Below are 26,465 nucleotides of genomic sequence, written 5' to 3' on the forward strand. Positions count from 1 at the left end.
CCCATCGAGACCACGTGCGGTCTTCCACACAGAGCGTCGCACGGGTTGCGTTGCGGCGCGACGTTACAACGATCAGGGAATCCCCGTACGCCTCCATTCGGCGCAACCTCGGATAACCGCAGAAGGACGCCGTCAGCAGCGTGAACGGCCTGATGCAAAGGGAAACGCTGGACCGGAGGACGGAACACGCTCGATCAATTCGGCGCATGATCTTCCCGAGAGATCCTCCATGAAAGGTCACGCCGGACCCATCGTCGCGCGTGCGATTTGGATCTCCCCAATGAATCGGCGGTAATTCACTCGAAGAGAGCAGCATAGAACGACGTCCGCGGTGCCACCTGCAACGTTCGGTGGCACCGCGGACGTGTGGGAGGGGCCGGGGTCAGTCCCGGCGCCGCGAGCTGATCACCCCGGTGTCGAAGCCGGCCAGGTGCAGACCGCCGGCGAACCGGGCGTGCTCGACCTTGAGGCAGCGGTCCATCACGACCTCGAGACCCGCCTGTTCGGCCCGGGCGGCCAGCGCGGCGTCGAACAGTCCGAACTGGAGCCACAGGGTGCGCGGCCGCGGCGCGAGCGCGAGGACCTCGTCGAGCACCCCGGGCAGGTCCTCGGGGCGGCGGAAGACGTCGACGAGGTCCGGGACGACCGGCAGCTCGGCCAGCGACGGGTACACCGGACGCCCGAGGATCGCCGTCGCGTTCGGGTTCACGAAGTACACCTCGAACCCGGTGGACGCCAGCAGGTAGGTCGCGACGAAGTTGCTGGCCCGCGCCGGGTTCGGCGACGCGCCGACCAGCGCGACCGTCCGGGTGCCGGTCAGGATCTGCCTGCGCCGCAGGACGGGCGGGTTCTGCCAGGTCATGCGCTCTCCTTGCCGGCCGCGGTGAGTGCCTGGTCCAGGTCCCAGACGATGTCGTCGGGGTCTTCCAGCCCGACCGAGATCCGGACCATGTCGGCGGGTACCCCGGCCGCCCGGAGCTGGTCGGGGGTGAGCTGCTGGTGCGTCGTCGACGCCGGGTGCAGGACCAGCGTGCGAGCGTCCCCCACGTTCGCCAGGTGGCTGCACAGCTGCACCGCCCCGATGAACCGGGTACCGGCGGCCCGGCCGCCGGTCACGCCGAACGCGAACACCGCGCCCGGCCCGTCCGGCAGGTAGCGCGCGGCCCGCTCACGGTGCGGGTGCGAGGCCAGCTCCGGATGGGTCACGTACTCCACGCGCGGGTCGGCCGCCAGCCACTGCGCGACCCGCCGGGCGTTCGCGACGTGGGTGTCCATCCGCTGCGGCAGCGTCTCGACGCCCTGCAGCAGCAGGAACGCCGAGTGCGCGGACAGGGTCGCGCCGACGTCGCGCAGCTGTTCGGCCCGGAGCTTGGTCAGGAAGCCCAGCTCCCCGAAGTTCCCCCACCAGCTCAGCCCGCCGTAGGACGGCACCGGCTCGGTCATCTGCGGGAAGGTGCCGTTCCCCCAGTCGAACGTGCCGCCGTCGATCACCACGCCGCCGAGCGTCGTGCCGTGCCCGCCGAGGAACTTGGTCACCGAGTGGATGACGATGTCGGCACCGTGCTCCAGCGGGCGGCACAGGTAGGGCGTCGCGAGCGTGGCGTCGATGATCAGCGGGATGCCGCGGGCGTGCGCGACCTCGGCGAGCCCGGCGATGTCGGTGACCTCGCCGCCCGGGTTCGAGATCACCTCGGCGAAGACGAACCTCGTGCGTTCGGTGATCGCGGCCGCGTAGTCGGCCGGGTCGGTGCCCGGCACGAACGTGGTGTCGACGCCGAACCGGCGCAGGGTCACGTCGAGCTGGGTGATCGTGCCGCCGTAGAGGCCCGACGCGGCGACCGCGTGGTCCCCGGCGCCGGCGAGTGCGGCGAACGTGAGGAACTCCGCGGCCTGCCCGCTCGCCGTGGCGACCGCGCCGATGCCGCCCTCCAGGCTGGCGAGGCGTTCCTCCAGGGCCGCCACGGTCGGGTTGGCGATCCGGGAGTAGACCAGCCCGTACTTCTGCAGGGCGAACAACGCCGCGGCGTCGTCGGTGTCCCGGAAGACGTAGCTGGTCGTCTGGTGGATCGGTACGGCCCGGGATCCGGTGGCCGCGTCCGGCACCGTGCCCGCGTGCACGGCGCGGGTGCGGAACCCCCACGCCCGGTCCTGCTGCTGGTGGTCGCTCACACCCCCATACTGCCCCCGCCGGGGGTGCGGAGCCGGACGGTGCGCGTGCCGGATGCGCGTCAGGGTCGCCGGACCCGGACCAGGCCCTCCTGCATCGTGGTGGCGACGAGCCGGCCGTCGGCGGTGAAGAACCGCCCGGTCGCCAGCCCGCGCCCGCCGGACGCCGCCGGGGAGAAGCAGGTGTAGAGCAGCCACTCGTCGGCGCGGAACGGGCCGTGGAACCACATCGCGTGGTCCAGGCTGGCCATCTGCACGCCGGTCGCCGGGGCGTCGTGCCGGGCCAGCACCGAGCCGAGCAGGGTCAGGTCGCTGGCGTAGGTGAGCAGGCAGACGTGCAGCAGGTCCTGGTCGGGCAGCGCCCCGTCCGCCCGCAGCCACAACCGCATCGGCTCGTCCGACGGGCCGCTCCAGCGGGTCGAGGAGACCGGCTCGTCGATCAACCTGATGTCCAGCGGCCGCGGCAGCCCGGCCATCCAGCCGCCGTCGCCCCGGACCGCCCGGGTCCCGAGATCGTCGACGTCGGCCGGGGCGGGGACGTCGTCGGGCATCGGCTCGGAGTGCCGCAGCCCGTCCTGCTCCAGCTGGAACGACGCCGACAGCGAGAAGATGGGCTCCCCGCGCTGGATGGCGAGCACCCGCCGGGTGGCGAAGGACCGGCCGTCGCGGACCCGCTCGGTCTCGTAGACGATCGGGATCCGCGGGTCGCCGGCCCGGATGAAGTACGCGTGCAACGAGTGCACGTGCCGGTCGGTCGGCACCGTCCGGCCCGCCGCGACCAGCGCCTGGGCCGCGACCTGGCCGCCGAACACCCTGGGCAGCGAGACCGGCGGGCTCACGCCCCGGAAGAGGTTGTCCTCCAGCCGTTCCAGGTCCAGCAGCGCGACCAGGTCGTCGAGGACGGCCTGGCCACGCGGCTCACCGTCGGCGGCGGTCTGCGGCAGGGGTTCGGCGCTCACGCCCGGAGTATGCCGAACCGGCTCAGGTCAGATCGTCCTCACCCAGGCGGTGCACCCGGATCAGGTTGGTCGAACCGACCGTCCCGGGGGGCGAACCGGCCACGATGACGACGAGGTCGCCCGGCTTGAACCGGCCGATCGAGAGGATCGCGTGGTCGACCTGGCGGACCATCGCGTCGGTCGAGTCGACCTTGTCGACCAGGAACGTCTCGACGCCCCAGGTCATCGCCAGCTGGCTGCGGACCGCGGCCTCCGGGGTGAAGGCCAGCAGCGGGAGCCGGGTGTGCAGCCGGGCGAGCCGGCGCACGGTGTCACCGGACTGGGAGAACGCGACCAGCGCGCGGGCGGAGAGCCGCTCGCCGATGTCGCGCGCGGCGTAGGACAGCACGCCGCGCTTCGTGCGGGGCACGTGGTTGAGCGGGGGAACCGTCGCGGGCCCGGCCTCGACCGCCTCGACGATCTCGGCCATCGTCCGGACCGTCTTGATCGGGTACTGGCCGACGCTGGTCTCGCCGGAGAGCATCACGGCGTCGGTGCCGTCGAGGACCGCGTTCGCCACGTCCGACGCCTCGGCGCGGGTCGGGCGCGAGCTGGTGATCATCGAGTCCAGCATCTGGGTGGCGACGATGACCGGCTTGGCGTTCTCACGGGCGATCTGCACCGCGCGCTTCTGCACCAGCGGCACGTTCTGCAGCGGCAGCTCGACGCCCAGGTCCCCGCGGGCGACCATGATCCCGTCGAACGCCAGGACGACGGCCTCCAGGTTGTCGACCGCCTCCGGCTTCTCCAGCTTCGCGATGACCGGCACCCGGCCGTAGCCGGAGTCGTCCATGATCTTGTGGACGAGCTCGATGTCGGCGGGGCTGCGGACGAACGACAGGGCCACCACGTCGACGTGCAGCGACATCGCGAACTCCAGGTCCGCGACGTCCTTCTCCGACAGCGCGGGCACCGAGATGTTCATGCCGGGCAGCGAGAGGCCCTTGTTGTCCGAGACCGGGCCGCCCTCGGTGACCCGGCAGACGACGTCGTCGTCCTCGATCCCGACCACGCGCAGGCCGACCTTGCCGTCGTCGACCAGCATCCGGTCGTCGACGCGCGCGTCCCGGGCCAGGCCCTTGTAGGTGGTCGAGACCCGGTCGTGGGTGCCGGGCACGTCCTCGACGGTGATCCGGACCTCCTCACCGGTCCGCCACTCGCAGGCACCGTCGGCGAACCGGCCGAGCCGGATCTTGGGGCCCTGCAGGTCGGCCAGGATGCCCACGGCGCGCCCGGTCGCGTCGGCCGCGGCCCGCACCATGTCGTAGACCCGCTTGTGGTCCTCGCGGTCCCCGTGGCTGAAGTTGAGCCGGGCCACGTCCATCCCGGCGTCGACGAGGTCCCGGATCCGGTCCGGAGTCGCCGTGGCCGGACCGATGGTGCAAACGATCTTGGTTCGACGTGTCACGTGCCCCAGCGTAACGCCGTACTGGAACGATCAGGTTCCGGGCGCACGGATAATCGGTGACGGTTCGGCCGCGATCCCCGGGCGGGCGCCGAACCGCGGTGGAGGACACTGGACGGGTGCGCGTCCAGCCGTTCGTCCTCGCGGTCCTGCTGAGCCTGGTGGTGTTGTTCGCGCCCGCCTCCGGGGGGCCGACCGCACCGCCGGGGACCGACAAGGTCGTCCACCTGCTGGTGTTCGCGCTGCTCGCCTGGACCGGGCGGACCGCGGGGCTGCGACCGTGGCCGTTGCTGGCCGGGCTCGTCGGTTACGCCGCCGCGTCGGAGGTCCTGCAGGCGCTGCTGCCGATCGGGCGCAGCGGGGACGTGCTCGACGGCCTGACCGACGTCGCGGGGGCCCTGCTCGGGCTCGGGCTGTACGCCGCGGCCGGGCGGCTGCGCACCGGTCCCGCCGTGCGCGCCGGGCGCTCCCGGCTGGACTGATCCGGCCGGGCCGGCGGGCGGCTCAGTCCCCGGAGGGGCGGGCCGCGACGTCGGCGAACCGGGCCAGGGTGCCCGCGATCGCCGAGGTGTAGCGCCCCAGCTTGACCCGGTCGACGTTGTCGACGGTGTCGCACGCCGAGTGGTAGCAGCCGTCGTAGACCTCCCCGGCGGTGCCGCCCCAGGCGTCGGCCTGCGCCGCGGTCTTGGTGTCGGCGTCACCGGTGACCGCGCCGGCGGTCGGGATCCCGGCCTCGACGAACGGCGCGTCGTCGTCGCCCACGAACGGCACCCGCTCGGCCGTCACGCCGGTCCGTGCGAGCTCCTCACCGAGCGCGGCGGCGACCGTCCCGGAACCGGGCGGGCCGGTCTCCTCCTCGTCGTCGCCGGTGCCGCCCTGGACGAAGTAGCCGCCGTTGGGCGAGCCCAGCATGTCCGCGTTGAGGTAGAGCAGGTGCGCGCCCCGCTCGGTCCGGGACAGGCCCTCGACGTAGCCCGTCGAGCCCTGCAGGTCGTCCTCCTCCGACCCCCAGAACCCGAAGGCGACGGTGTTGCGGGTGCCCGGCTCGGACCCGAGCCGCTCGGCGGTCTCGAGCAGCGCCGCGACGCCGGTGCCGTCGTCGTTGATGCCCGGGCCCTCCGGGACCGAGTCCAGGTGCGCCCCGGCGAGCACGATCGCCGCGGGGTCCCCGCCCCGGGTGCGCGCCACGACGTTGCGCAGCTCGCGACCGTCCCCGGCGTCGTAGACCGGGGTGTCGACCTGGTAGCCGGCGGCGCGGAGCACACCGGCGACGTAGTCGACCGAGCGGTCGTAGCCCGGGGTGCCGGAGGCCCGGGTCCCGCCGTTCTCGTCGGCGATGCGCTGCAGCGCGTCCAGGTGTGCCGTGGTGCCCTGCTCGGTGGTCGCCACCGCGACCCGGCGGGCCAGCTCGCCGACCGGCGGAGGCGGGGCGGACGACGGGGCCGCGGCCGCGCCGCACCCGGCGACCGCCGTCACGACCAGCACGGCGAGCGCCGTGCCGAACCTGTGCCGCAGCTGCGATCCCATCCGGCGATCCCCCCGTCCGACGTACCGGCTCCCACCGTGCACCGGTCGAGGTGTGTTCGCAGCCGGTGGCCGTCCGGTTCAGTGCCGGTCGGTGCCGGTCGGTGCCGGTCAGCGGCGCGGCTGCTCGCTCGGCCCCACGTGGTCGGCGAGCCACTCGGCCAGCGGCCGCGCCGCCCGCCACACCGTCCGCACCCGGTCCCGGGCCCGCGGTCCGTGCAGCACGTCGTCCGGCGGCCACCGCCGGGACACGTACAGGCCCTTGTGCCGCAGCAGGTCCAGCCGCGGATGGTCCGGATCGGTGCCGCGCGGGCGGGTCTTGAGGGTCTCGCCGGCGACCTCCAGGCCGTCCGCCCCCGCCGCGACCAGGCGCTCGCGCAGGTCCTCCCCGCGCCGTTCGTCGTCGACCGCGGTGCGGTACCTGGCCACCTGGTCCGGCGCCATGACGTAGTAGCCGGCGGCGGCCATCAGGCCGTCCGGCCCGACCTCGACGTAGAACGGGGCCGCGAAGCCGCCGCAGTGCGTCTTGTACGGCGTCTTGTCCGCGGCGAACCGCACGTCCCGGTACGGCCGGAAGACCTTGCCCGGGCCGAACTCCGGTTCGAGATCGGCGAGCAGGGCGAGCATCGGCGCCCGGACGTCCCGCTCGTAGGTCTCGCGGTTGTCGGTCCAGTAGGCGCGGGAGTTGTCGGCGAGCAGGCCGTCGTAGAACTCGACGGCCGCGTCACCGAAGCCGCCGAACGCGCTGCGGCTCACGCGTCCTCGCGGCGTACCGGATCGCCGGTGGGCTCGCCGTCCCGGGTCGGCCCCGCGTCCGGCGGTGGCTCGGACCCGGCCTCCGCCGGGCCGGGATCCGGGTCCGGGTCGGCCTGCTGGAAGTCCTCCCGGCCCCTCGGGGCGACCACCAGGTAGACCACGGCGGCGAGGAAGACCACGACCGAGACGACGACGTTGATCCGCAGGTCACCGAACACCCGGGTGGCCGGGTCGGTGCGCATCAGCTCGATGAAGAACCGGCCCAGCGTGTAGCCCGCGACGTAGACCGCGAACGCACGCCCGTGCCCGAGCCGGAACCACCGGTCGGCGAGCACCACGACCACGGCCACCGCGAGGTTCCACAGCAGCTCGTACAGGAACGTCGGGTGCACCACCGCGATCGGCGTCGGGTCGAGCACGACCCCGCCGATCGGGTCCTCCAGGCCGGTGGCCGGATCGACCCGGCGGTAGATCTCCAGGCCCCACGGCAGCGTGGTCGGGCCGCCGTAGAGCTCCTGGTTGAACCAGTTGCCGAGCCGGCCGATCGCCTGCGCGACGATGATGCCCGGCGCGACCGCGTCGGCGAACACCGGCAGCGGGACGCCGAGGCGGCGGCAGCCGATCCAGGCGCCGACCCCGCCGAGCGCGACCGCGCCCCAGATGCCGAGGCCGCCGTTCCAGATCTCCAGCGCGCCCCACGGGTCGCCGCCGGGCCCGAAGTAGGTCCGCCAGTCGGTCGCGACGTGGTAGAGCCGCCCGCCGAGCAGACCGAACGGGACCGCCCAGACGGCGACGTCCAGCACCGTCCCCGGCCGTCCGCCGCGGGCGACCAGCCGCTTCTCACCCCACCACAGCGCCACCGCGATCCCGGCGACGATGCAGAGCGCGTACGCCCGGATCGGGATCGGGCCGAGGTGCCAGACACCGCGGTCCGGGCTCGGGATCGCCGCGAGCGCGGTGCCGGCCGACGCGACGACGGAGGCGGTGAGCACGGCTCAGGCGCCGGAACGGCTGCAGGACGGGTGGAATCCGGCCGCGACCAGCCCGCGGACCGCCGACGCCGGGTCACCGCTGGTGACGAGCCCCTCGCCGACGAGCACCGCATCGGCGCCCCAGCCCGCGTAGGTCAGCAGGTCACCGGGACCACGGACACCGGACTCCGCCACCTTGATGACGTTCGAGGGCAGGCCCGGCGCGATCTCGCCGAACACCGAGCGGTTGACCTCGAGCGTGTGCAGGTTGCGCGAGTTGACCCCGATCAGCGAGGCCCCGGCCTCCAGCGCGCGGTCGCACTCCTCCTCGGTGTGCACCTCGACCAGCGGCGTCATCCCGAGGGACTCGACGCGGTCGAGCAGCGAGGCGAGCACCGGCTGCTCCAGCGCGGCGACGATCAGCAGCACGACGTCCGCACCGTGCGCCCTGGCCTCGTGCACCTGGTACGGGGTGACGATGAAGTCCTTGCGCAGCAACGGCACGTCGACCCGGGCCCGGACGGCGTCGAAGTCGGCGAGCGAGCCGCCGAACCGCCGCTGCTCGGTGAGCACGCTGATCACCCGGGCGCCGCCGTCGGCGTAGGTCGCGGCCAGGTCGGCCGGGTCCGGGATGTCGGCCAGCACACCCTTGGACGGGCTGGACCGCTTGACCTCGGCGATCACGCCGACGCCCGGCTCGCGCAGCGCGGCCATCGCGTCCCGGGGCGCCGCCGCGGCCGCGGCGCGCCGCTTGATCTCGGTGAAGTCGACGGCCTTCTCGCGCTCGGCGAGGTCCTCACGGACCCCCGCCACGATGGAGTCGAGGACGCTCGGCGTGCCACCGGCCCCGTTCTGCTGTCCCGCAGTGCCCGCCGTGCCCACCGTCTCGCGTCCCCCTCCGGTTCGCGCGTCGTCGCTCGTCGAGGTCATGCTAGTTCTCCCTCTCGTGTGGCCCGACGGTCGGGTCGCCGCCCTCGTCGAGACGTTCCCAGGCCGCCCGGTCCGGATCCTGCTCGGTGGTCGGCCCCGGCGCACCGGGTGCCGAGTAGCGGGCGCCCAGGCGGGGCAGCCGCCGCTCGCGGACCACCAGGACGACCGCCGCGGCCAGCGCGACGATCCCGCCGGCCACCGCGAGCCACGGCCACGCCGTCGCCGTCACCGGCCCGGCGCCCTGCGGCGCGTTCGGCGCGGTCAGCCCGGCCCGGGCGGAGGCGAGCTCCACCGGCGTCGGCGGCACGGCGAGCAGCCGCAGCGTCAGCCCGGCCGCGGCCACACCGGCCAGCGCGACCACGCCGCCGAGCAGCCGGCGGGCGATCCCGGACAGGGCCACCAGCGCGGCGACGGCCGCGACCAGCAGCGCCGCGACCGCCGTCACCACCGGCTGCAGCTGGGCCCCGGTCGCCGACGCCTCCACGGTGCCCCGGGTCGCGGTCGGCACGTCGACGACGAACCACGCCGACGACCCGGACCCCCACAGCGCCGCCGCGGCGGCCAGCAGCCCGGCCACGACCACGCCGAACGCCCGCCGGTCGGTGCGGGCGGCCACGTCCACCGGGACCGGCGTCCCGGCCGGGTCCGCCGACCCCGCCGACCCCGTAGTCCCGGACGGCTCCGCCGACCCCGCTGTCCCGGACGGCTCCGCCGTCACCGGTGGTCCTCCGGCGGGCGCAGCGACCCCGCCGCCGCCACCGCGGACAGCACCGCGCGGGCCTTGTTCAGGCACTCGGTGTCCTCGGCGTCGGGGTCGGAGTCGGCGACGATCCCGCCGCCCGCCTGCACGTACGCCGTGCCGTTGCGGATCAGCGCGGTGCGGATGGCGATCGCGGTGTCGGCGTTGCCGGCGAAGTCGAGGTAGCCCACGATGCCGCCGTACTGCCCGCGGCGGGTCGGCTCCAGCCGGTCGATGACCTGCATGGCACGGACCTTCGGCGCGCCGGACAGGGTCCCGGCCGGGAAGCAGGCGAGGACGGCGTCGAACGCGGTCCGGCCCCGGCGCAGCAGGCCGGTGACCGTCGACACCAGGTGCATGACGTGGCTGTAGCGCTCGATCTCGAAGAAGTCGCGCACGGTCACGGTGCCCGGTTCGCAGACCCGGCCGAGGTCGTTGCGGCCGAGGTCGACCAGCATGAGGTGCTCCGCGCGCTCCTTCTCGTCGCCGCGCAGGTCCTTCTCCAGCTGCCGGTCCTCCTCCTCGTCCGCGCCGCGCCAGCGGGTCCCGGCGATCGGGTGCGTGGTCGCACGGCCGTCGAGCACGGTGACCAGCGCCTCCGGGCTGGACCCGACGATGGAGAACGGCGCGCCACCGGCCGCGTCGGTGAGACTGAGCAGGTACATGTACGGGCTCGGGTTGGTGGTGCGCAGCACCCGGTACACCTCGAGCGGATCGGCGTCGCAGGCCATCTCGAACCGCTGCGAGAGCACGATCTGGAACGCCTCGCCGGCCCGGATCTGCTCCTTCGCGTCCTCGATGGCGGCGTGGTGCTCGGCCTTCGTGCGGCGCCGGACGAACTCCGGCTCGCCCGGCTGGTACACCGCCACCGACGACGGCGCCGCCGCGCCCAGCTCCGCGGTCATCCGGTCCAGCCGGGCGACGGCGTCGTCGTAGGCCGCGTCGACGCGCTCGTCGGAGGCGTCCCAGTTGATCGCGTTCGCGATGAGGGTGACCGTGCCCTCGTGGTGGTCGAGCGCGGCGAGATCGGTCGCCAGCAGCATCACCAGCTCGGGCAGGGCCAGGTCGCCGACGGCGGGGTCGTCGGGATCGGCGATCCGCTCGACACGGCGGACGACGTCGTAGCCCAGGTAGCCGACCATGCCGCCGGTCAGCGGGGGCAGCCCGGGCAGCGGCTCGGAGTGCAGCTCGGTGACGACCGTCCGCAGCGCCTCGAGCGGGTCACCGCCGGTCGGCATGCCCTCGGGCACCTCGCCGGTCCAGCGCAGCTCGCCGTCCACCGCGGTGAGCGCGGCGGCGCTGCGGGCCCCGACGAACGACCAGCGCGACCAGGACCGCCCGTTCTCCGCCGACTCCAGCAGGAACGTCCCCGGACGCCCGGCGGCCAGCTTGCGGTAGACGCCCACCGGCGTCTCGTCGTCGGCCAGCAGGCGGCGGGTCAGCGGGATCACCCGGTGCGCACGCGCGAGTTCGCGGAACTCCGCACGACTCGGGCTCACCGCTCCGAGCGCGGCGGCCGTCGGGGCGGGAGTGGTGCCGGGCACTGCGGTCATGACGGTCATTCTCCCCGAGATGTGACGGGCACCGGCGCCCGGGTGAAGATGGACCCCGTGACCGACCCCGCGGCCGACGCCCCGTCCGAACCGGCCCGCCCGCCCCGGCGCCGGGGGCGCCGCTCGGGCGGCACCGACACCCGCGCGGCGTTGCTCGCGGCGGCCGGCACCGAGTTCGCCGAACACGGCTACGAGCGGGCCACCGTGCGCCGGATCGCCGACCGGGCCGGGGTCGACCCGGCCATGGTCAACCACTGGTTCGGCGGCAAGGACAACCTGTTCGTCGCCACCCTGGAGCTGGAGGTCGACCCGGCCGCCGTGCGGGCCGACGTGCTGAGCGGCGGTGCCGCGGACATCGGCGGGCGGGTGGTGCACCGCTTCCTCACGGTGTGGGACTCCGCCGGCGACGGCGGCGCGATGGCCGCGATGCTGCGCAGCGTGGCCGGGCACGACTTCGCCGCCCGGATGCTGCGCGAGTTCGTCACCCGGGTGATCCTCGTGCCGGTCACCGACCGGTTCTCCCCGGACCGGCGGGCCGAGCGCGGTGCGCTGGTGGCGTCGCAGCTGATCGGGCTCGGGATGATGCGGTACGTGGTGCGGATGGAGCCGGTGGCCTCGGCGTCCCGCGAGCAGCTGGTCGCCACGATCGGCCCGACCGTCCAGCGTTACCTCACCGGGGACCTCGGGTCGACGAACCCGGAGGAGTAGGCCGCGACGACGGCCTGGGTCCGGTCCCGCGAGCCGGTCTTGGCCAGGATCCCGGCGACGTGGGTCTTCACCGTCTCCACCCCGAGGTGCAGCTCGGCGGCGATCTCGGCGTTGGACAGCCCACGGGCCATCAGCCGCAGCACCTCGTCCTCCCGGCCGGTCAGCCCGGCCCCGGCGAGCCGGTCGCCGCCGCCGGGGGCGAACCCCGCGACCAGCTCCCGGATCGCGGCCGGGAACAGCAGCGACTCCCCCGCAGCGATCGTGTGCACGGCGCGCACGACCTCCCGCGGCGGGGTGCGCTTGAGCAGGAACCCCGACGCCCCGGTGCGCAGCGCGTCGTAGACGTAGCGGTCGTGACCGAACGTGGTCAGCACCAGCACCCGCGGCGGGTCCGGGCGGCGCAGCAGCGCCCGGGTGGCGGTGATGCCGTCGACCGCGGGCATCCGGACGTCCATCAGCACGACGTCCGGCCGGTGCAGGGCGACCAGGCCGGGCACCTCGGCGCCGTCCGCGGCCTCGCCGAGCACGTCGATGCCCGGGTCGGCGCCGAGCACCGCACGCAGTCCGGCCCGGACCAGCTCCTCGTCGTCGACCAGCACCACCCCGACCGTCATGCGTGCGCCCCGCCCCTCTCCCGTTCCGTCCCGGCGGGCCCCGGTCCGGTCCGCGGCCCACCGGGCACCGTCGCCCGGACCACCCAGCGCCCGTCGCCGTCCGGGCCCGCGGTGTAGCTGCCCCCGAGCAGGGACACCCGCTCCCGGGCGCCGGTCAGGCCGCGCCCGTGCCGGACGCGGCCCCGGCGGGCGACCGTGTTGACGACCGTCAGGTCCAGACCGTCCGGGGTGCGCCGCAGCCGCAGCGTCACCGGTCCCGGTCCGGCGTGCCGCAACGCGTTGGTCAGGGACTCCTGCACCAGCCGGTACGCCTCCCGGGAGACCACCGCGGGCAGGCCGGGGGCCGGGTCGGTCTCGGCGTGCAGGTCGAGACCGGCCGCCCGGGCGCCGTCGAACAGGCCACCGAGGTGCTCGAGATCGCGCACCGGCCCCGGGCCGCCCCCGCCGCCGGTGTCGTCCGGTCCGTCGGCGCGGTCCTCGTCGTCGTTCAGCAGGCCGAGGACGTGGTCGAGATCGTCGAGGGCGGCGCGGCCGGTGTCGGCGATCGCGGCGAGTGCCCGGCGGGCGAACTCCGGGTCGCTGTGCAGCAGCTCGGCCGCCGCTCCGGCCTGCAGGGTGGTGACGGTCAGCGCGTGACCGACCGAGTCGTGCAGCTCCCGGGCCAGCCGGGCGCGTTCGGCCTGCCGGTCGGCCCGCCGCCGGGCGTGTTCCAGCCGGGCGGCCAGCGCGATCGCCTGCCGCTGCCGCGGCCCCGGCCCGAGCAGCCGCGGGGCGAGCCGGGCCTGCCCGGCACCGGCCGCGGCGAGCCCGCCGGCCAGCAGGGGGACCAGCAGCAGCCCCACCGGCGGCGTCCACCAGGCGCCGGGACCGGTGGGCAGTGGCGGCAGCGACTGCCACGGCGCGATCAGCATCGACGCGGCCACCGGCAGCAGGTAGAGCACCGCGGCCCCCGCCACGACCCCCGTGGCCGCGCACAGCCCCAGCCACACCGCGGCGCGGCAGCGGTCGGCGAACGGGACCCGGTGGTCGAGGAGGTCGCCGGGCCCGGGCGGGTCCGGGAGGTCCGCGTCGAGCAGCGTGCGGGCGGCGGCGACCAGCAGCTCGCGCACTCCGGGCAGCACCGTGACCGCGATCCCGACGACGACCGCCGCGCCGGCCAGCAGCAGCACCGCGCCCGTCCCGATCCCCTGCACCGCGGTGCGGGCGAGCAGCCAGCCCGCAGCCAGGTACGGCAGCGCGACGACCGTGCCCAGCAGCACGTGGAGCACCCGGCGGTAGGTCGCCGGCTCCGTCGTCCACCGCAGCCGTCCGGTCACGACGACGATCGTCGCAGAGTCCCGGCCACCACCGGTCCCCCGCGCGGGGGAGCCGGTCCCCCCGCGGGCGGGAGCCGCCGCGGTCCGGAGCCGCGCAGGCTCTCCGGCATGACCACGACCCGATCGCTGCGGCTGCGCCGCGTCCTCGGCGGCGTCGCCACGCTCGCGACGCTACCCTACGTCACGATGAAGCTGTCCTGGCTCACCGGCCACCTGGTGGGGGTCACCGATCCCGCACTCGTCGCCGGCGCCGGGATGCCCGCCATGAACGTCGCCACCGTCCTGCTCGACCTGTGCGTGATCGCGCTCGCGGTCGCGCTCGCCTCCCGGGCCGCGCTGCGGCTGCCCGCGCTGCCGGTGCTGCTGCCGGCCTGGGTGGCGACCGGTCTGCTCGTCCCGATCGCCCTGGTGTCGCTGCCCCTGACGCTGGCCGCGCCGCCGGGATCCGGGATCGGGCTGGCGCCGTGGGTGCACCCGATGGTCTACGGCGGGTTCACCGTTCAGGCGGTGTGCCTGCTCGGCTCGTTCGCCGCCTACGCGCGGGAGCGCTGGTGGGGGCGGGTCACCGGGCCCGGGCCGGTGCCGGTGGCCGCCCGGGGGCTGCTGCGGGCGCTGTCCGGTGGCGGTGCCGTGACCGGGGTGCTCGCCGCCGGCCTGCACGTGCTCGCCGGGGCGCCGTCCGGCCGGGCGATCGACCTCGTCGCCACCGGCGTGACCGCGATCCTGGTCCTGACCGGGGTCGCCGGGACGCTGCGCCTCACCGGCGGGCGGTCCGGTCCCGTCGCCGTGCTCGGCGCCTGGACCGGCAGCGCGGTGGCGTTCGCCGGCGGGCTGTACGGCGTCGTCGTCACGATGGGGGCGACGGCGCTCGGCGGGGCCGGCTCCGCGGCCTGGGGCCTGGCCCAGGTCAGCAGCCTGCTCTCCGGCTTCGCGCTCGCCGTCGCCGGGCTGCTCGCGCTCGCCGGGTCCCCCTCCGGGTCCGCCGGTCCCGCCGCCGTCCCCGTCCCGGACCGGACGGGCGTGCGGTGGCCGCACCCGGCACCCGCCCGCACACTGGGGTGATGGCGGACCTCTCCACGCGGCTCCCGGACGCCGTCACCGACCGGCTCGCGGCCCTGCGGTCGCGGGTCGGTTCGGCCGTGTTCTCCCGGGTGGCGGGCGACGAGGGCTCGGGGCGGCGGGCCCGCGTCCTCGGCGCCGAGGGCCCGCGCTGGTTCGCCGAGGACGCCCCGATCCGCCGGGTGCACGGCGACGCGTCGATGTTCGTCGGCGGGCTGCGGGCGTTGCTGCTGCAGTCGCTGCACCCGCTCGCGATGGCCGGCGTCGCCGGGCACTCCGGGTTCCGCGGCGACCCCTGGGGCCGGTTGCAGCGCACGTCGTACTTCCTCGCCGCCACCACGTTCGGCCCGGCGGCCGAGGCCGAGCGCGTGATCGCACGGATCCGCCGGGCGCACGCCCCGGTCCGCGGGACGGCCCCGGACGGTCGTCCGTACTCCGCCTCGGACCCGCACCTGCTGCGGTGGGTGCACATTGCCGAGATCGACAGCTTCCTCACCGCGCACGACCGTTACGGCAGCGCCCCGCTCGACCCGGCCGGGCGGGACGGCTACGTCGCCGACACCGCCCGCGTCGCCCGCGCGCTCGGGGTCCCCGACCCGCCGGAGACCGCCGCGGAACTCACCGCGCAGATCGCGGGCTACCGGCCCGAGCTGCAGGGGACCCCGGAGGCCCGGGACGCGGCCCGGTTCCTGCTGTGGGAGCCGCCGCTCCCGCTGTCGGCCCGGGTCCCCTACGGCGTGCTCGCGGCCGCGTCGGTCGGCCTGCTGCCCCGCTGGGCGCGGCTGCCGCTGCGACTGCCCTGGTTCCCGGTCGCCGAGGCGACCGTCGTCCGGGCCGGGGGCCACACCGTGACCGCGGGGATCCGCTGGGTGACCGGTGCCCCACCGGAACCGGCACCGCCGCCGATGCCGCCCGTGCACCCCTGAGCGCCGGTCAGCCCCCGGCGAGCAGGACGTCGGTGTCGAAGCAGGTCCGGGTCCCCGTGTGGCAGGCCGGGCCCTCCTGGTCGACGACGACGAGCACCGCGTCGCCGTCGCAGTCCAGCCGGACCTCGTGCACGTGCTGGACGTGCCCGGAGGTGTCGCCCTTGACCCAGTACTCCTGCCGCGAGCGCGACCAGTAGGTGCCGCGGCCGGTCGTCAGGGTGCGGTGCAGCGCCTCGTCGTCCATCCAGCCGACCATCAGCACCTCCCCGGCGCGGGACTGCACGACCGCGCAGACCAGCCCGTCGGCGTCGCGCTTGAGCCGGGCCGCGATCGCCGGGTCCAGCTGCGAGTCCTGCACGCGCACCGTCATCGGACCTCCACCCCCGCGGCCCGCATCGCGTCCTTCACCTCGCCGATCCTCAGCTGTCCGAAGTGGAACACGCTGGCCGCCAGCACCGCGTCCGCGCCGGCCCGTACCGCCGGGGTGAAGTGCTCCACCGCGCCCGCACCGCCCGAGGCGATCACCGGCACGTCGACCACCTTGCGCACCGCGGACAGCATCTCCAGGTCGAAACCGGCCCGGGTGCCGTCGGCGTCCATCGAGTTCAGCAGGATCTCCCCGACGCCGAGCTCCTGTCCGCGCTCGGCCCACTCGACGGCGTCGACCCCGGCGGAGCGGCGCCCGCCGTGCGTGGTCACCTCGTAGCCGGACGGCTGCGGCGCCTCGCCGCCGGGCACCCGGCGGGCGTCGACCGACAGCACGATGCACTGCGAGCCGAACCGCCGCGACATCTCGTGCAGCAGCTCCGGCCGGGCGATCGCGGCGGTGTTGACGCTGACCTTGTCGGCTCCGGCGCGGAGCATCCGGTCGACGTCCTCGCAGGTGCGGATGCCGCCGCCGACGGTGAGCGGGATGAACACCTGCTCGGCCGTGCGCCGGACGACGTCGATCATCGTCCCGCGCTCCGCCGAGGAGGCGGTGACGTCGAGGAAGGTCAGCTCGTCGGCGCCCTCGGCGTCGTAGACGCGGGCCATCTCGACCGGGTCGCCGGCGTCGCGCAGCTCCCGGAAGTTGACGCCCTTGACCACCCGGCCGGCGTCGACGTCGAGGCAGGGGATCACCCGGACGGCGACGCCCATCAGGCGCTCACCGCCCGGACCGCCGCGAGCGCCTCCGGCAGCGTGAACCGGCCGGCGTAGAGCGCCTTGCCGACGATCGAGCCCTCGATGCCGACGCCGGTGGCGGCGACTTCGGCGAGCCGGACCAGGTCGGCCACCTCGGAGATCCCGCCCGAGGCGACGACCGGTGCCGTCGTCGCGGTCGCGACCTCGGTCAGCAGCTCGACGTTGGGCCCCTGCAGCGTGCCGTCCTTCGAGACGTCGGTGACGACGTAGCGGGCGGCGCCGTCGCGGTCGAGCCGCTCCAGCACCTCCCAGAGGTCCCCGCCGTCGGAGGTCCAGCCGCGGCCGGCCACCCGGCGCCGACCGTCGATCATCTTGACGTCGAGCCCGATGGCGACCCGGTCACCGTGCTCGGCGAGGACGCGCCGGCACCAGTCGGGCCGTTCCAGGGCCGCGGTGCCCAGGTTCAGCCGGGCCGCGCCGGTGGACAGCGCCCGCTGCAGGGACTCGTCGTCGCGGATGCCGCCGGACAGCTCCACCGCGATGTCGAGCTTCCCGACGACCTCGGCCAGCAGCTCGGCGTTCGAGCCGCGCCCGAACGCGGCGTCCAGGTCGACCAGGTGCACCCACTCGGCGCCGCCGTGCTGCCAGGTCAGCGCGGCGTCGAGGGGCGATCCGTATCCCGTCTCGGTCCCGGCCTCGCCCTGCACCAGCCGGACGGCCTGGCCGTCGACGACGTCCACCGCGGGAAGCAACGTGAAGCTCACCGCGCCAGGGTATCGGCGCCGCCCGCCACCCCCGGTGGCGGCCGACGAGCGGGAGCGGGTCAGGCGACCGAGGCGAGCCAGTTCTCCAGGACCGCGGCCCCCGCGTCACCGGACTTCTCCGGGTGGAACTGGGTCGCCGCGAGCGGCCCGTTCTCGACGGCGGCGACCACGTCCTCCCCGTGCCGGGTCCAGGTGACCTTCGGCGGGGCGATGGCGTGCGACTCATGCAGCTCCCAGCGGCGCACACCGAAGGAGTGCACGAAGTAGAACCGCGTGTCCGCGGCGAGCCCGGCGAACAGCGTGCTCCCGTCGGGCACCGAGACGGTGTTCCAGCCCATGTGCGGCAGGACGTCGGCCCGGATCCGCTCCACGGTCCCGGGCCACTCGCCGCAGCCCGCGGTGTCCTCGCCGAACTCGACACCCCGGTCGAACAGCACCTGCATCCCGACGCAGATGCCGAGCACCGGGCGCCCACCGGCCAGGCGACGGCCGATGATCTGCGGTCCGCGGACCCCGTGCAGGCCGGCCATGCAGGCCGCGAACGCACCGACACCGGGGACGACGAGCCCGTCGGCCTCGACCGCGGCGTCGAAGTCCGACGTGACGGTGACGTCCGCCCCGACGCGTTCCAGTGCCCGCTCGGCGGAGCGGAGGTTCCCCGAGCCGTAGTCGAGGACGACGATCCGTGTCACGTCACCAGCGTAGTCTCCACCGCGATCCGGTCCGGAGACGGACGGGCCGGGGCCCGGACCGCCCGGTGGCGAGCGCGGCGGAGAGCATCGCGACCAGCAGGCACACGCCCACGGCGGCTCCCGTCGCGACCGGGTCGGGCACCGGTGGCACCGGCCGGCCGGTCGCCCGAGCCAGCCCGGACGCGACCGCGACCAGTGGCGGGACCGTCACCGCGATCCCGAGCACCGTGCCGGCCAGCGTGGCGGCCGCGGCCTCCACCGTGCCCAGCAGCACCCGCCGGCGCCGGGTCGCGCCGACCGCGGCGAGCACCGCGTCCCCGGCCCGCCGGGACCGGACCGACGAGACGATCCCGTTCGCGATCGCGAGGCCGCCGTACCCGGCCGACACCGCGACGAGCAGCGCGGCCAGCGCACCGGACAGCCGGGCGTCGACGGCGTACTCGGCCAGGGCGTAGGCCCGCGCGTCCCGCACGACGACGCCGGGCGGCGGCTCCGGCGGCACGGCGCCGGCCGGCAGGAACGCGGTGTCGGTCAGCGCCCCCGGATCGTGGCTGCGGACGTCGGCCCGGGCGAGGGCGACGTCGCCGCGCCGCTCGTCGGGCGGGAGCACCCGGGCCACGGCCAGCTCGACGGTCTCGCCGTCGGGGAACCGGGCCGGCAGCGTGTCGCCGCCGCGCAGGCCGAGCCCGGCGGCGACCGGCCCGGACAGCACCACCGTGCCGGGCCGCACCAGCCCGGCGTCGCCGGTACCGACCGCGTCGAGCGCCGTCGGTCCGGACGGCCCCGGCACGACCAGCACGGTCGGCAGCGGCAGCCGGGCACCGGGCACGTCGAGGGCCCGGGCCGCCGTGTCGGGCAGGCCGGGAGCGCCGTCCTGCTCGACGGCGACGGAACCGGCCAGCACCGCGGTGCGCTCGGCCGGGTAGGCGACGGCCGTCGTCGCGACGAGCCCGCCGATCAGCACCGCGAACCCGACGGCGACGATCGTCGGTGCCGCCACCGCGGCGGCCCGGCCGGGAGCGGCGGCCAGCTCGGCCCGGACCAGGGTCACCGTGGGGCTGCGCAGTACCGGGCCGGGCCCGGCCGGACCCCGGCGCGCCCCGAGCAGCCCGATCAGCACCGGGGCCAGCAGCGCGGCCGCGACGACCAGCAGCGATCCGGTGAGCAACGCCAGACCGACCCGCCCGTCGCCGACGGCACCCGCGGTCAGGACCGCCGTCGCCGCCCCGAGCACGGCCGTCAGCACGCCCGCGACCGTCCGCGGCCGCCCCGGGCCCGCCGCGTCCGTCCGCCCGACGACGACGACGTCGAGCGCCACCGCCCGTGCCGCCCGCCGGGACGCCGCGGTCCCGCCCGCGACGGCGAGCAGCACCCCGGCCACCGACGCGATCGCGAGCGGGCCGGGCTCGGCCGTCACCACCGCCGGCCGGGCGGCCTCCGCGACGACGAGCGCACGGTGGAGCACCGGGGCCAGCGCGGTGGCGAGCACCGCACCGAGCACCGCACCGACGAGGCCGGTCAGCACCGCCTCACCGAGCACGATCCGGCGGACCTGCCCCGGGGTGGCCCCGACGGCGCGCAGCAGCCCCAGCTCACGGCGCCGCCCGGCGACCGCGGTGGACAGCGCCGCGGAGACGACCACCACCGTCGTCACACCGGTGAGCAGCCCCAGCGCGGCGAGCAGCTGGTCGCCGCGGAACCGGATCCGGGAGTCCTGCACCGGCTCGACGGACCCGCGCGCGTCACCGGTGAGGACCGTCGTGTCCGGCGGCGGAGCCGGGACCGGGCCGAGCACGCCGATCGCACGCACCCCCGGTGCCCCGGTCGTCCCGGTGACCCGGACCTCCCGGACGGCGTCGGCGAACAGCACCGGCAGCACCCCGCCCGGCGCTACGCCGAGATCCGCACCGACGACGGCCTCCCCCGCACGCGTCGGCGCCGTGCCGGAACCGATCGTGTGGCCCCCGAGGACGAGGCTCGCGACGCCGTGCCCGTTCTCCCGGTCCTCCGGGTCCCCCACCGGCCGCCCGCCGGGCAGTGGCACCGCCGGGAACGAGCGGTCGGGGACCGCGACCGTGCCGGGCGTCGCCGACAGGCGCGCGGCGAGCGCGTCGGCGGCCGCCGCCGTCCACGGGACCCGGCCGTCGCCGCGCGGGGTCTGCGACACCGCCACCTCCGGCCCAACGACGAGCGCCGAGGTCGCGGCGAACCGTTCCTGCACCGGTGGCCGGGCGGCCGACGCCGTCAGCAGCACCGCGCCCAGCAAACCCACCCCGGTCGCGACGGCCAGCACCGTGGCCAGCATCTCCCGCCACCGGGTGACCAGGTTCGACGCGGCGATCACCGGTGACCACGCCCGACCGACTCCGACTCCGGCTCCGGTCCCGGCGCCGGTTCCGGTTCCGGTTCCGCGACGAGCCGGTTGCCGATCTCTGCGGCGCGTGCGGCGGTACCCGGGGCGCCGGGGACCGCGAACCGTTCCCGCACCCGTCCGTCGGCCAGGACGACCACCTCGTCCGCCCAGGCTGCCGCGACCGGGTCGTGGGTGACCATCAGCGTCGCCGCGGCGGCCGGGCCGTCGGTGCACCGGCGCAGCAGCGCGAGCACCCTCGCCGACGCGGCCGAGTCGAGCGCGCCGGTCGGCTCGTCGGCGAACACCACCCCCGGCCGGCCGAGCAGCGCCCGGGCGATCGCGACCCGCTGGCACTGCCCGCCGGACAGCTGCGCCGGCCGGTGCCCCGCCCGGTCCGCCAGTCCGACCTCGGCCAGCGCCGCGGCGACCGCGGAGGCCGGGATCCGGTGCCGGGCCAGCCGTCCGGGCAGCGCCACGTTCTGCGCCGCCGTCAGTGACGCGACCAGGTTGGAATCCTGGAACACGAACCCGATCCGGTCCCGGCGCAGCAGCGTGCGCCGCCGTTCGGACAGCGGGGCGAGGTCGGTGCCGTCGAGCACGACCCGGCCCGACGTCGGGGTGTCCAGACCCGCGGCGCAGTGCAGCAGGGTCGACTTCCCGGACCCGGACGGCCCCATCACCGCGGTGAAGGTGCCGCGCCGCAGTGTCAGGTCGACGCCGTCGAGCGCGGCGACGGCGGGACCGCGGTCCCGCCGGTGGACCCGGCGCAGGTCACGCAGTTGCAGGGGTGGAGTGCTCATGGCCCGATCCGACACCGGCGCCCCGGTGCGGCGCGGTCACCCACGGGGGACGTCCGGGGTAGCCCTGGCACTACCGCGGAGCCGCGCGCGATCTCCTACCGTTCGTCGGGTGCGGATCGCGACGGCCTGGCAGGCCATGGACCAGCGGCCGCTGCGGTTCCTGCTGACCGGCTGGCCGTGGCGGTCGCTGGCGTACCTGGTGACCGGGGCCGCGCTCGGCATCGTCCTGGTGCTCCTCCTCGCCATCCCGGCGTTCGGGCTCGCGGCCGGTGGGGTGCCGCTCGCCGTCGTCTCGGGGCTGGCCCTGGCCGGCGCGCTGGTCGTGACCGGACCACCGCTGGCGGGGCTGGAACGCGCCCGGCTGCGCCTGGTGGACGACGCCCCGCTGCCGGTGCCGCTGCGGCCCGCGGGCTCGCGGTGGCGGGCCCCCTCGACGTGGCGGGAGGTGGGCTTCGCCGCGCTCGCCGCGACCGGCCTCGCCGGGCTCGACGCGAGCGTCCTGGGGCTGTCGCTCGTCCTCCCGGTGGAGATGTTCCGCTCGGCCGCCGCGGAGACGGAGGTGTGGCCGTTGTCGATCGCCGGAGTGGTGCTCCTGGCGGCGGCACCGTGGACGGTGACCGCGTGGGCGGGAGCCCGGGCGGCGCTCACCCGCACCGTGCTCGGGCCGCGGGGCACCGAGCTCGCCCACGGGCTCACCGACGTCCAGTCCCGGCGGCTGGTCAGCGCGTTCGAGTCCGAGCGGTCCCGGATCGAGCGGGACCTGCACGACGGCGCGCAGCAGCGGCTCGTCGCGCTCGGCGTGACCCTGGGGCTGATCCGGATGGACCTCGGCGACGATCCCGCCGCCACCCGGCTCGACGAGGCCCGCGACCAGCTCGGCGTCGCACTCACCGAGCTGCGGGACCTCGTGCGCGGTCTCGACCCGTCGATGCTCGCCGACCACGGGCTCGCCGCGGCGGTCGCCGATCAGGCGGCGCGCTGCCCCGTCCCGGTGGAGGTCGACCTGCAGCTGCCGGACCGGCTCCCGCCGCAGGTGGCGACGACCGCCTACTTCGTGCTGACCGAGGCGTTGACGAACACGGTCCGGCACAGCGGTGCCGGCGCGGCGTCGGTGACCGGTCGCCACCACGCCGACCAGGTCGTGCTGGAGGTCCGCGACGACGGCCGCGGCGGCGCCGACCCGGCCGGCGGTTCCGGGCTGGCCGGGCTCGCCGAGCGGGTCGCGCTGGCCGGTGGCCGGGTCCGGCTGTCGAGCCCGGTGGGCGGACCTACGCTGCTGCGGGTGGAGCTGCCGTGCGTGTGATCGTCGCCGAGGACTCCGTCCTCATGCGGGAGGGCCTCGTCGGGCTGCTGGAACGGTTCTCGCACACCGTGCTCGCCGCGGTCGGGGACGCTCCGGCGCTGGTCGGGGCCGTGCGCCGGGAGCGGCCGGACCTGGTGCTGACCGACGTCCGGATGCCGCCGGGTGGCGCCGGGGCGGGGGGAACCGACAGTGGGCTGCGGGCCGCGGTCGAGCTGCGCCACGCCGATCCGGCGCTGCCGGTGCTCGTGCTGTCCCAGTACGTCGAGCCCGTCGCGGCGGAGGCGCTGCTCGACACCGGCGACGGGGCTGGAGTCGGCTACCTCCTCAAGGACCGGGTCGCCGACGTGCACGGATTCGCCGCGGCGGCGGAGCGCGTGGTCGCCGGGGGCACTGTCCTGGACCCGGAGGTGGTGCAGCGGCTGGTGCGGCGGCGCCGCGACCCCGTCGCCCGGCTGTCCCCGCGGGAGCGGGAGGTCCTCGGCCTGATGGCCCAGGGCCGGTCGAACGGCGAGATCGCCGCGGCGCTGGTGCTGTCCGACGCCGCCGTCAACAAGCACGTCCGGGCCGTGTTCACGAAGCTGGACCTGCCGGCCGAGACCGCGGGGCACCGGCGGGTGCTCGCGGTACTGGCCTGGCTGCGGTCGGGTGCCTAGAGGGCGCCCTTCGTCGACGGCACGCCGGTGACCCGCGGGTCCGGTTCGGTGGCGGCACGCAGCGCCCGGGCGACCGCCTTGAACTCGGCCTCGGTGATGTGGTGCGGGTCGCGGCCGTCGAGCACCCGCACGTGCAGCGCCAGGTGGCCGTGGAAGGCCAGCGACTCGAACACGTGCCGGTTCAGCACGGTCGGGTAGTGCCCGCCGACGACGAAGCCGCGCATCATCTCCGGCTCGCCGCTGCACACCGTGTACGGCCGGCCGGAGACGTCGACGACGGCGTGGGCCAGTGCCTCGTCCATCGGGATCCACGCGTCGCCGAACCGCCGGATCCCGGTCTTGTCGCCGAGTGCCTGGCGGATCGCCTGGCCGAGCACGATCGCGACGTCCTCCACCGTGTGGTGGGAGTCGATCTCGATGTCGCCGTCGGCGTGCACGGACAGGTCGAACGAGCCGTGCTTGCCGAACGCGTCGAGCATGTGGTCGTAGAACGGCACCTTCGTGTCGATCTCGGTCCGCCCGGTGCCGTCGAGGTCGATCTCGACGGCGATCCGGGTCTCCTTCGTGACGCGCTCGATGCGCGCGGTCCGGCTCACAGCAGCTCCTCGGTGGCGAGTTCGGTGGCGGCCTGCAGGAACGTGTCGTTCTCCTCCGGCGTGCCGATCGAGACCCGCAGGTGCTCCGGGATCCCGACGTCGCGGATGAGGACACCGTGTTCCAGGAAGCCCTTCCAGGCCCGCCCGGCGTCGGCGAACCGGCCGAAGAGGACGAAGTTGGCGTCGCTGGGGACCACGTCGTAACCGGCGGCGGCCAGCTCCCCGCAGACCCGTTCCCGCTCCGCGGCGAGCAGGGCCACCGAGCCGAGGGTCGCCCCGGCGTGCCGCAGCGCGGCCCGCGCCGCGGCCTGGGACAGCACCGACAGGTGGTACGGCAGCCGCACCAGCAGCAACGCCTCGACGACCGCCGGGGCCGCGGCCAGGTAGCCGAGCCGGCCGCCGGCGAAGGCGAACGCCTTGCTCATCGTCCGCGACACGACCAGCTTGTGGCCGTGCGTCGCGAGCAGGGTGGTCGCGCTCGGCCGGCCGGTGGCCTCGGCGAACTCGGCGTAGGCCTCGTCGACGATCACGATCCCGGGTGCGGCCTCCACCAGCCGGGCGAGGTCCTCCGGGGCGATCGACTGCCCGGTCGGGTTGTTCGGGCTGGTGACGAACGTGATGTCCGGCGAGCGCTCGGCGAGCGTGGCGACCGCGGCGTCGACGTCGATCGTGAAGTCCGCGCGGCGGGGCACGGGCACGAACTCGGTGCGGGTCCCGGAGGAGATGATCGGGTGCATCGAGTAGCTGGGCACGAACCCGAGCGCCGTCCGGCCGGGGCCGCCGAAGGCCTGCAACAGCTGCTGCAGGATCTCGTTCGAGCCGTTCGCCGCCCAGAGGTTCCGCTCGGACAGCTCCACGCCGGTCTGCGTGCTCAGGTAGGCGGCGAGCTCGGTCCGCAGGCCGACGGCGTCGCGGTCGGGGTAGCGGTGCAGCTCACGGGCGGCCGACTCGCAGGCCGCGGTCACGTCGGCGACCAGCTCGGGCGGCGGTGGGTACGGGTTCTCGTTGGTGTTGAGCCGCACCGCGACGTCGAGCTGCGGGGCGCCGTAGGCGCTCTTCCCGCGCAGGTCCTCGCGCAGCGGCAGGTCCTCGAGCCGGACTCCCTCACCGGGGATCACGGGCGTACCTCCTCGAACCGGGCGGTCACGGCCTCGCCGTGGGCGGGCAGGTCCTCCGCCTCGGCCAGCGCGACGACCGCGCCCGCCGCCGCCCGCAGGGCCTGCTCGGTGTAGTCGATCACGTGCACGCCGCGCAGGAACGTCGCGGTCGACAGCCCGCCCGAGTGCCGGGCGCAGCCGCCGGTCGGCAGCACGTGGTTGGACCCGGCGCAGTAGTCACCGAGCGAGACCGGCGCGTAGGCGCCGACGAAGATCGCCCCGGCGTTGCGGACCCGGGCGGCGACGGCGGCCGCGTCCGCGGTCTGGATCTCGAGGTGCTCGGCGGCGTAGGCGTCGACGACGGCGATCCCGTCGTCGATCGTCGACACCAGGATCACGCCGGACTGCGGCCCGGTCAGTGCGGTCCGGACCCGCTCGGAGTGCCTGGTCGCACCGACCCTCCCCGCCAGCTCGGCCTCGACCGCCCCGGCGAGCTCCTCGGACGCGGTGACCAGCACCGACGCCGCGTTCGGGTCGTGCTCGGCCTGCGAGATCAGGTCCGCGGCGACGTGCCCGGCGTCGGCGGTGTCGTCGGCGAGGATCGCGATCTCGGTGGTACCGGCCTCGGCGTCGATCCCGACCGTGCCGCGCAGCGTCCGCTTCGCGGCGGTCACGTAGACGTTGCCCGGGCCGGTGACCATGTCGACCGGCTCCAGCTCGGCACCGTCGGTGTCGGTCCCGCCGTAGGCGAGCAGCGCGACGCACTGGGCACCGCCCACGGCCCACACCTCGTCCACGCCGAGCAGCGCGGCCGCGGCCAGGATGGTGGGGTGCGGCAGGCCGCCGAACTCCGCCTGCGGCGGGGAGGCGACGACGAGCGACCCGACGCCCGCGGCCTGCGCCGGGACCACGTTCATGATCACGCTCGACGGGTAGACGGCCAGCCCGCCCGGGGCGTAGAGACCGACCCGGCGGACCGGGACGAACCGCTCGGTCACGGTGCCGCCCGGCACCACCTGGGTCACCACGTCGGCCCGGCGCTGGTCGAGGTGCACGGCCCTGGCGCGCTCGATCGACAACTCGAGCGCGGCCCGCACGTCCGGGTCGAGACCGGCCACCGCCGCGGCGATCGCCGCGGCGGGCACCCGCACCGTCTCCGGGCGGATCCGGTCGAAGCGTTCGGTGGCCTCCAGCGCAGCGGTCGCGCCCCGCTCCCGCACGTCGTCGATCAGCGGGCGCACCGCGCCCACCGCGGCGTCGACGTTCAGCTCGGCGCGCGGCATGAGCGCGCGCAGTGCGGCCGGACGGGGCAGTGGTGCACCGTTGCGCGCGTCGGGGCGGAGGTCGAGGCGGCGGAGCATGGTCCCCAGGGTACGGCCGGGGTCCGACAACCCCGCCGCCGATCCCGGGGTCACCG

27 protein-coding genes are annotated in these 26,465 nt (G+C 75.7%); 6 read left to right on the forward strand and 21 right to left on the reverse strand.

All coding sequences use genetic code 11. The annotated features are described in order from the left end of the window. Window positions 1–382: 382 nt before the first annotated feature. The 4 genes from AFB00_RS00415 to pyk are packed head-to-tail and all read right to left on the reverse strand — an operon-like array spanning window position 383 to window position 4,572. A complete protein-coding gene (locus tag AFB00_RS00415) occupies window positions 383–862 on the reverse strand; it encodes a CoA-binding protein (protein ID WP_068795556.1) in 480 nt (159 codons plus the stop codon). After that, window positions 859–2,169 carry an O-acetylhomoserine aminocarboxypropyltransferase/cysteine synthase family protein gene (locus AFB00_RS00420; protein WP_068795557.1) on the reverse strand — a complete coding sequence of 437 codons (1,311 nt, stop codon included), beginning with the start codon at window positions 2,167–2,169 and terminating at the stop codon, window positions 859–861. Before AFB00_RS00420 ends, AFB00_RS00415 begins: the two co-directional genes overlap by 4 nt. Window positions 2,170–2,228: 59 nt before the next feature. Continuing rightward, the gene (locus AFB00_RS00425) at window positions 2,229–3,125 is read right to left on the reverse strand and encodes an acyl-CoA thioesterase (RefSeq protein ID WP_068795558.1); all 897 of its coding nucleotides are present in this window, start codon (window positions 3,123–3,125) and stop codon (window positions 2,229–2,231) included. A gap of 22 nt (window positions 3,126–3,147) precedes the next feature. Continuing rightward, window positions 3,148–4,572 (reverse strand): pyruvate kinase, encoded by a 1,425-nt coding sequence (gene pyk, locus AFB00_RS00430; protein ID WP_068795559.1) that lies wholly within the window; start codon window positions 4,570–4,572, stop codon window positions 3,148–3,150. A gap of 116 nt (window positions 4,573–4,688) precedes the next feature. Between pyk and AFB00_RS00435 the strand changes: the two genes are divergently transcribed. Then, window positions 4,689–5,051 carry a VanZ family protein gene (locus tag AFB00_RS00435; protein ID WP_231974138.1) on the forward strand — a complete coding sequence of 121 codons (363 nt, stop codon included), beginning with the start codon at window positions 4,689–4,691 and terminating at the stop codon, window positions 5,049–5,051. A 22-nt stretch (window positions 5,052–5,073) separates the two neighbouring features. Here the strand turns inward: AFB00_RS00435 and AFB00_RS00440 are convergent, their stop codons facing one another. The 6 genes from AFB00_RS00440 to AFB00_RS00465 all read right to left on the reverse strand — a co-directional run bounded on the left by AFB00_RS00440 (window position 5,074) and on the right by AFB00_RS00465 (window position 11,042). Then, window positions 5,074–6,096 carry a M20/M25/M40 family metallo-hydrolase gene (locus tag AFB00_RS00440; RefSeq protein ID WP_083275146.1) on the reverse strand — a complete coding sequence of 341 codons (1,023 nt, stop codon included), beginning with the start codon at window positions 6,094–6,096 and terminating at the stop codon, window positions 5,074–5,076. Window positions 6,097–6,204: 108 nt separating this feature from the next. Next, a complete protein-coding gene (locus tag AFB00_RS00445) occupies window positions 6,205–6,849 on the reverse strand; it encodes a DUF2461 domain-containing protein (protein ID WP_068795561.1) in 645 nt (214 codons plus the stop codon). Beyond that, complete coding sequence (gene lgt, locus AFB00_RS00450) at window positions 6,846–7,841, reverse strand: prolipoprotein diacylglyceryl transferase (protein WP_083275147.1); 996 nt, start codon at window positions 7,839–7,841, stop codon at window positions 6,846–6,848. Before lgt ends, AFB00_RS00445 begins: the two co-directional genes overlap by 4 nt. A gap of 3 nt (window positions 7,842–7,844) precedes the next feature. Then, window positions 7,845–8,750: an indole-3-glycerol phosphate synthase TrpC gene (gene trpC, locus AFB00_RS00455; protein WP_231974139.1), complete on the reverse strand. Its 906-nt coding sequence runs from the start codon at window positions 8,748–8,750 to the stop codon at window positions 7,845–7,847. Between the two features lies 1 nt (window position 8,751). Next, on the reverse strand, window positions 8,752–9,372 hold the full coding sequence (locus AFB00_RS00460; protein WP_197519705.1) for a Trp biosynthesis-associated membrane protein: 621 nt from the start codon (window positions 9,370–9,372) through the stop codon (window positions 8,752–8,754). A 92-nt stretch (window positions 9,373–9,464) separates the two neighbouring features. Then, window positions 9,465–11,042: an anthranilate synthase component I gene (locus AFB00_RS00465; protein ID WP_068799860.1), complete on the reverse strand. Its 1,578-nt coding sequence runs from the start codon at window positions 11,040–11,042 to the stop codon at window positions 9,465–9,467. A 48-nt stretch (window positions 11,043–11,090) separates the two neighbouring features. On the opposite strand from AFB00_RS00465, the gene AFB00_RS00470 reads away from it, so the two are divergent. Further along, window positions 11,091–11,750, forward strand: a complete 660-nt coding sequence (locus AFB00_RS00470) for a TetR/AcrR family transcriptional regulator (RefSeq protein WP_068799861.1) — start codon at window positions 11,091–11,093, stop codon at window positions 11,748–11,750. On the opposite strand, the gene AFB00_RS00475 is transcribed toward AFB00_RS00470, so the two are convergent. Continuing rightward, a complete protein-coding gene (locus tag AFB00_RS00475) occupies window positions 11,708–12,364 on the reverse strand; it encodes a response regulator transcription factor (protein ID WP_068795563.1) in 657 nt (218 codons plus the stop codon). The genes AFB00_RS00470 and AFB00_RS00475 overlap by 43 nt on opposite strands. Continuing rightward, entirely contained in the window at window positions 12,361–13,680 is a 1,320-nt protein-coding gene (locus tag AFB00_RS00480; protein ID WP_068795564.1) for a sensor histidine kinase, read from the reverse strand. Before AFB00_RS00480 ends, AFB00_RS00475 begins: the two co-directional genes overlap by 4 nt. Before the next feature lie 108 nt (window positions 13,681–13,788). On the opposite strand from AFB00_RS00480, the gene AFB00_RS00485 reads away from it, so the two are divergent. Both AFB00_RS00485 and AFB00_RS00490 read left to right on the forward strand, forming a co-directional pair. Beyond that, the gene (locus tag AFB00_RS00485; RefSeq protein WP_068795565.1) at window positions 13,789–14,742 is read left to right on the forward strand and encodes a hypothetical protein; all 954 of its coding nucleotides are present in this window, start codon (window positions 13,789–13,791) and stop codon (window positions 14,740–14,742) included. After that, complete coding sequence (locus AFB00_RS00490) at window positions 14,742–15,665, forward strand: oxygenase MpaB family protein (RefSeq protein WP_068799862.1); 924 nt, start codon at window positions 14,742–14,744, stop codon at window positions 15,663–15,665. The genes AFB00_RS00485 and AFB00_RS00490 overlap by 1 nt, the downstream gene beginning before the upstream one ends. A 7-nt stretch (window positions 15,666–15,672) precedes the next feature. On the opposite strand, the gene hisI is transcribed toward AFB00_RS00490, so the two are convergent. The 6 genes from hisI to AFB00_RS00520 are packed head-to-tail and all read right to left on the reverse strand — an operon-like array spanning window position 15,673 to window position 21,399. Next, window positions 15,673–16,035 carry a phosphoribosyl-AMP cyclohydrolase gene (gene hisI / locus AFB00_RS00495; protein WP_068795566.1) on the reverse strand — a complete coding sequence of 121 codons (363 nt, stop codon included), beginning with the start codon at window positions 16,033–16,035 and terminating at the stop codon, window positions 15,673–15,675. Next, a complete protein-coding gene (hisF, locus tag AFB00_RS00500; RefSeq protein WP_068795567.1) occupies window positions 16,032–16,805 on the reverse strand; it encodes an imidazole glycerol phosphate synthase subunit HisF in 774 nt (257 codons plus the stop codon). Before hisF ends, hisI begins: the two co-directional genes overlap by 4 nt. Beyond that, entirely contained in the window at window positions 16,805–17,554 is a 750-nt protein-coding gene (gene priA / locus AFB00_RS00505) for a bifunctional 1-(5-phosphoribosyl)-5-((5-phosphoribosylamino)methylideneamino)imidazole-4-carboxamide isomerase/phosphoribosylanthranilate isomerase PriA (protein WP_068795568.1), read from the reverse strand. The genes hisF and priA overlap by 1 nt, the downstream gene beginning before the upstream one ends. Window positions 17,555–17,613: 59 nt before the next feature. Next, the gene (gene hisH / locus AFB00_RS00510; protein WP_068795569.1) at window positions 17,614–18,246 is read right to left on the reverse strand and encodes an imidazole glycerol phosphate synthase subunit HisH; all 633 of its coding nucleotides are present in this window, start codon (window positions 18,244–18,246) and stop codon (window positions 17,614–17,616) included. A 1-nt stretch (window position 18,247) separates the two neighbouring features. After that, on the reverse strand, window positions 18,248–20,590 hold the full coding sequence (locus tag AFB00_RS00515; RefSeq protein ID WP_083275148.1) for an ABC transporter permease: 2,343 nt from the start codon (window positions 20,588–20,590) through the stop codon (window positions 18,248–18,250). Continuing rightward, window positions 20,587–21,399 (reverse strand): ABC transporter ATP-binding protein, encoded by an 813-nt coding sequence (locus AFB00_RS00520; protein WP_068795570.1) that lies wholly within the window; start codon window positions 21,397–21,399, stop codon window positions 20,587–20,589. Before AFB00_RS00520 ends, AFB00_RS00515 begins: the two co-directional genes overlap by 4 nt. Window positions 21,400–21,508: 109 nt before the next feature. On the opposite strand from AFB00_RS00520, the gene AFB00_RS00525 reads away from it, so the two are divergent. Both AFB00_RS00525 and AFB00_RS00530 read left to right on the forward strand, forming a co-directional pair. Beyond that, on the forward strand, window positions 21,509–22,702 hold the full coding sequence (locus AFB00_RS00525) for a sensor histidine kinase (protein ID WP_068795571.1): 1,194 nt from the start codon (window positions 21,509–21,511) through the stop codon (window positions 22,700–22,702). Continuing rightward, complete coding sequence (locus AFB00_RS00530; protein ID WP_083275149.1) at window positions 22,693–23,355, forward strand: response regulator transcription factor; 663 nt, start codon at window positions 22,693–22,695, stop codon at window positions 23,353–23,355. The genes AFB00_RS00525 and AFB00_RS00530 overlap by 10 nt, the downstream gene beginning before the upstream one ends. Here the strand turns inward: AFB00_RS00530 and hisB are convergent. Genes hisB through hisD form a run of 3 tightly spaced genes read right to left on the reverse strand, consistent with a single transcriptional unit; the run spans window position 23,352 to window position 26,409 of the window. Further along, a complete protein-coding gene (hisB, locus tag AFB00_RS00535) occupies window positions 23,352–23,951 on the reverse strand; it encodes an imidazoleglycerol-phosphate dehydratase HisB (protein WP_068795572.1) in 600 nt (199 codons plus the stop codon). The two genes, AFB00_RS00530 and hisB, sit on opposite strands and share 4 nt — an antisense overlap. After that, on the reverse strand, window positions 23,948–25,069 hold the full coding sequence (locus tag AFB00_RS00540) for a histidinol-phosphate transaminase (protein ID WP_068795573.1): 1,122 nt from the start codon (window positions 25,067–25,069) through the stop codon (window positions 23,948–23,950). The genes hisB and AFB00_RS00540 overlap by 4 nt, the downstream gene beginning before the upstream one ends. After that, window positions 25,066–26,409, reverse strand: coding sequence for a histidinol dehydrogenase (hisD, locus tag AFB00_RS00545; RefSeq protein ID WP_068795574.1), 1,344 nt, complete (start codon window positions 26,407–26,409; stop codon window positions 25,066–25,068). The genes AFB00_RS00540 and hisD overlap by 4 nt, the downstream gene beginning before the upstream one ends. Window positions 26,410–26,465: the final 56 nt, after the last annotated feature.

The sequence above is a fragment of the Pseudonocardia sp. HH130630-07 genome, from assembly GCF_001698125.1.
Lineage (GTDB): Bacteria > Actinomycetota > Actinomycetes > Mycobacteriales > Pseudonocardiaceae > Pseudonocardia.

Excerpts from the sequence above, each read along its gene's own strand:
- AFB00_RS00475 (WP_068795563.1), bottom strand. The coding sequence starts at position 12,364 with ATGACGGTCGGGGTGGTGCTGGTCGACGACGAGGAGCTGGTCCGGGCC.
- AFB00_RS00485 (WP_068795565.1), top strand. The coding sequence starts at position 13,789 with ATGACCACGACCCGATCGCTGCGGCTGCGCCGCGTCCTCGGCGGCGTC.
- trpC (WP_231974139.1), bottom strand. The coding sequence starts at position 8,750 with ATGACCTCGACGAGCGACGACGCGCGAACCGGAGGGGGACGCGAGACG.
- AFB00_RS00415 (WP_068795556.1), bottom strand. The coding sequence starts at position 862 with ATGACCTGGCAGAACCCGCCCGTCCTGCGGCGCAGGCAGATCCTGACC.
- AFB00_RS00440 (WP_083275146.1), bottom strand. The coding sequence starts at position 6,096 with ATGGGATCGCAGCTGCGGCACAGGTTCGGCACGGCGCTCGCCGTGCTG.
- AFB00_RS00470 (WP_068799861.1), top strand. The coding sequence starts at position 11,091 with ATGGACCCCGTGACCGACCCCGCGGCCGACGCCCCGTCCGAACCGGCC.
- AFB00_RS00490 (WP_068799862.1), top strand. The coding sequence starts at position 14,742 with ATGGCGGACCTCTCCACGCGGCTCCCGGACGCCGTCACCGACCGGCTC.
- AFB00_RS00465 (WP_068799860.1), bottom strand. The coding sequence starts at position 11,042 with ATGACCGCAGTGCCCGGCACCACTCCCGCCCCGACGGCCGCCGCGCTC.
- hisF (WP_068795567.1), bottom strand. The coding sequence starts at position 16,805 with ATGGGCGTCGCCGTCCGGGTGATCCCCTGCCTCGACGTCGACGCCGGC.
- hisD (WP_068795574.1), bottom strand. The coding sequence starts at position 26,409 with ATGCTCCGCCGCCTCGACCTCCGCCCCGACGCGCGCAACGGTGCACCA.
- AFB00_RS00520 (WP_068795570.1), bottom strand. The coding sequence starts at position 21,399 with ATGAGCACTCCACCCCTGCAACTGCGTGACCTGCGCCGGGTCCACCGG.
- hisI (WP_068795566.1), bottom strand. The coding sequence starts at position 16,035 with ATGACGGTGCGCGTGCAGGACTCGCAGCTGGACCCGGCGATCGCGGCC.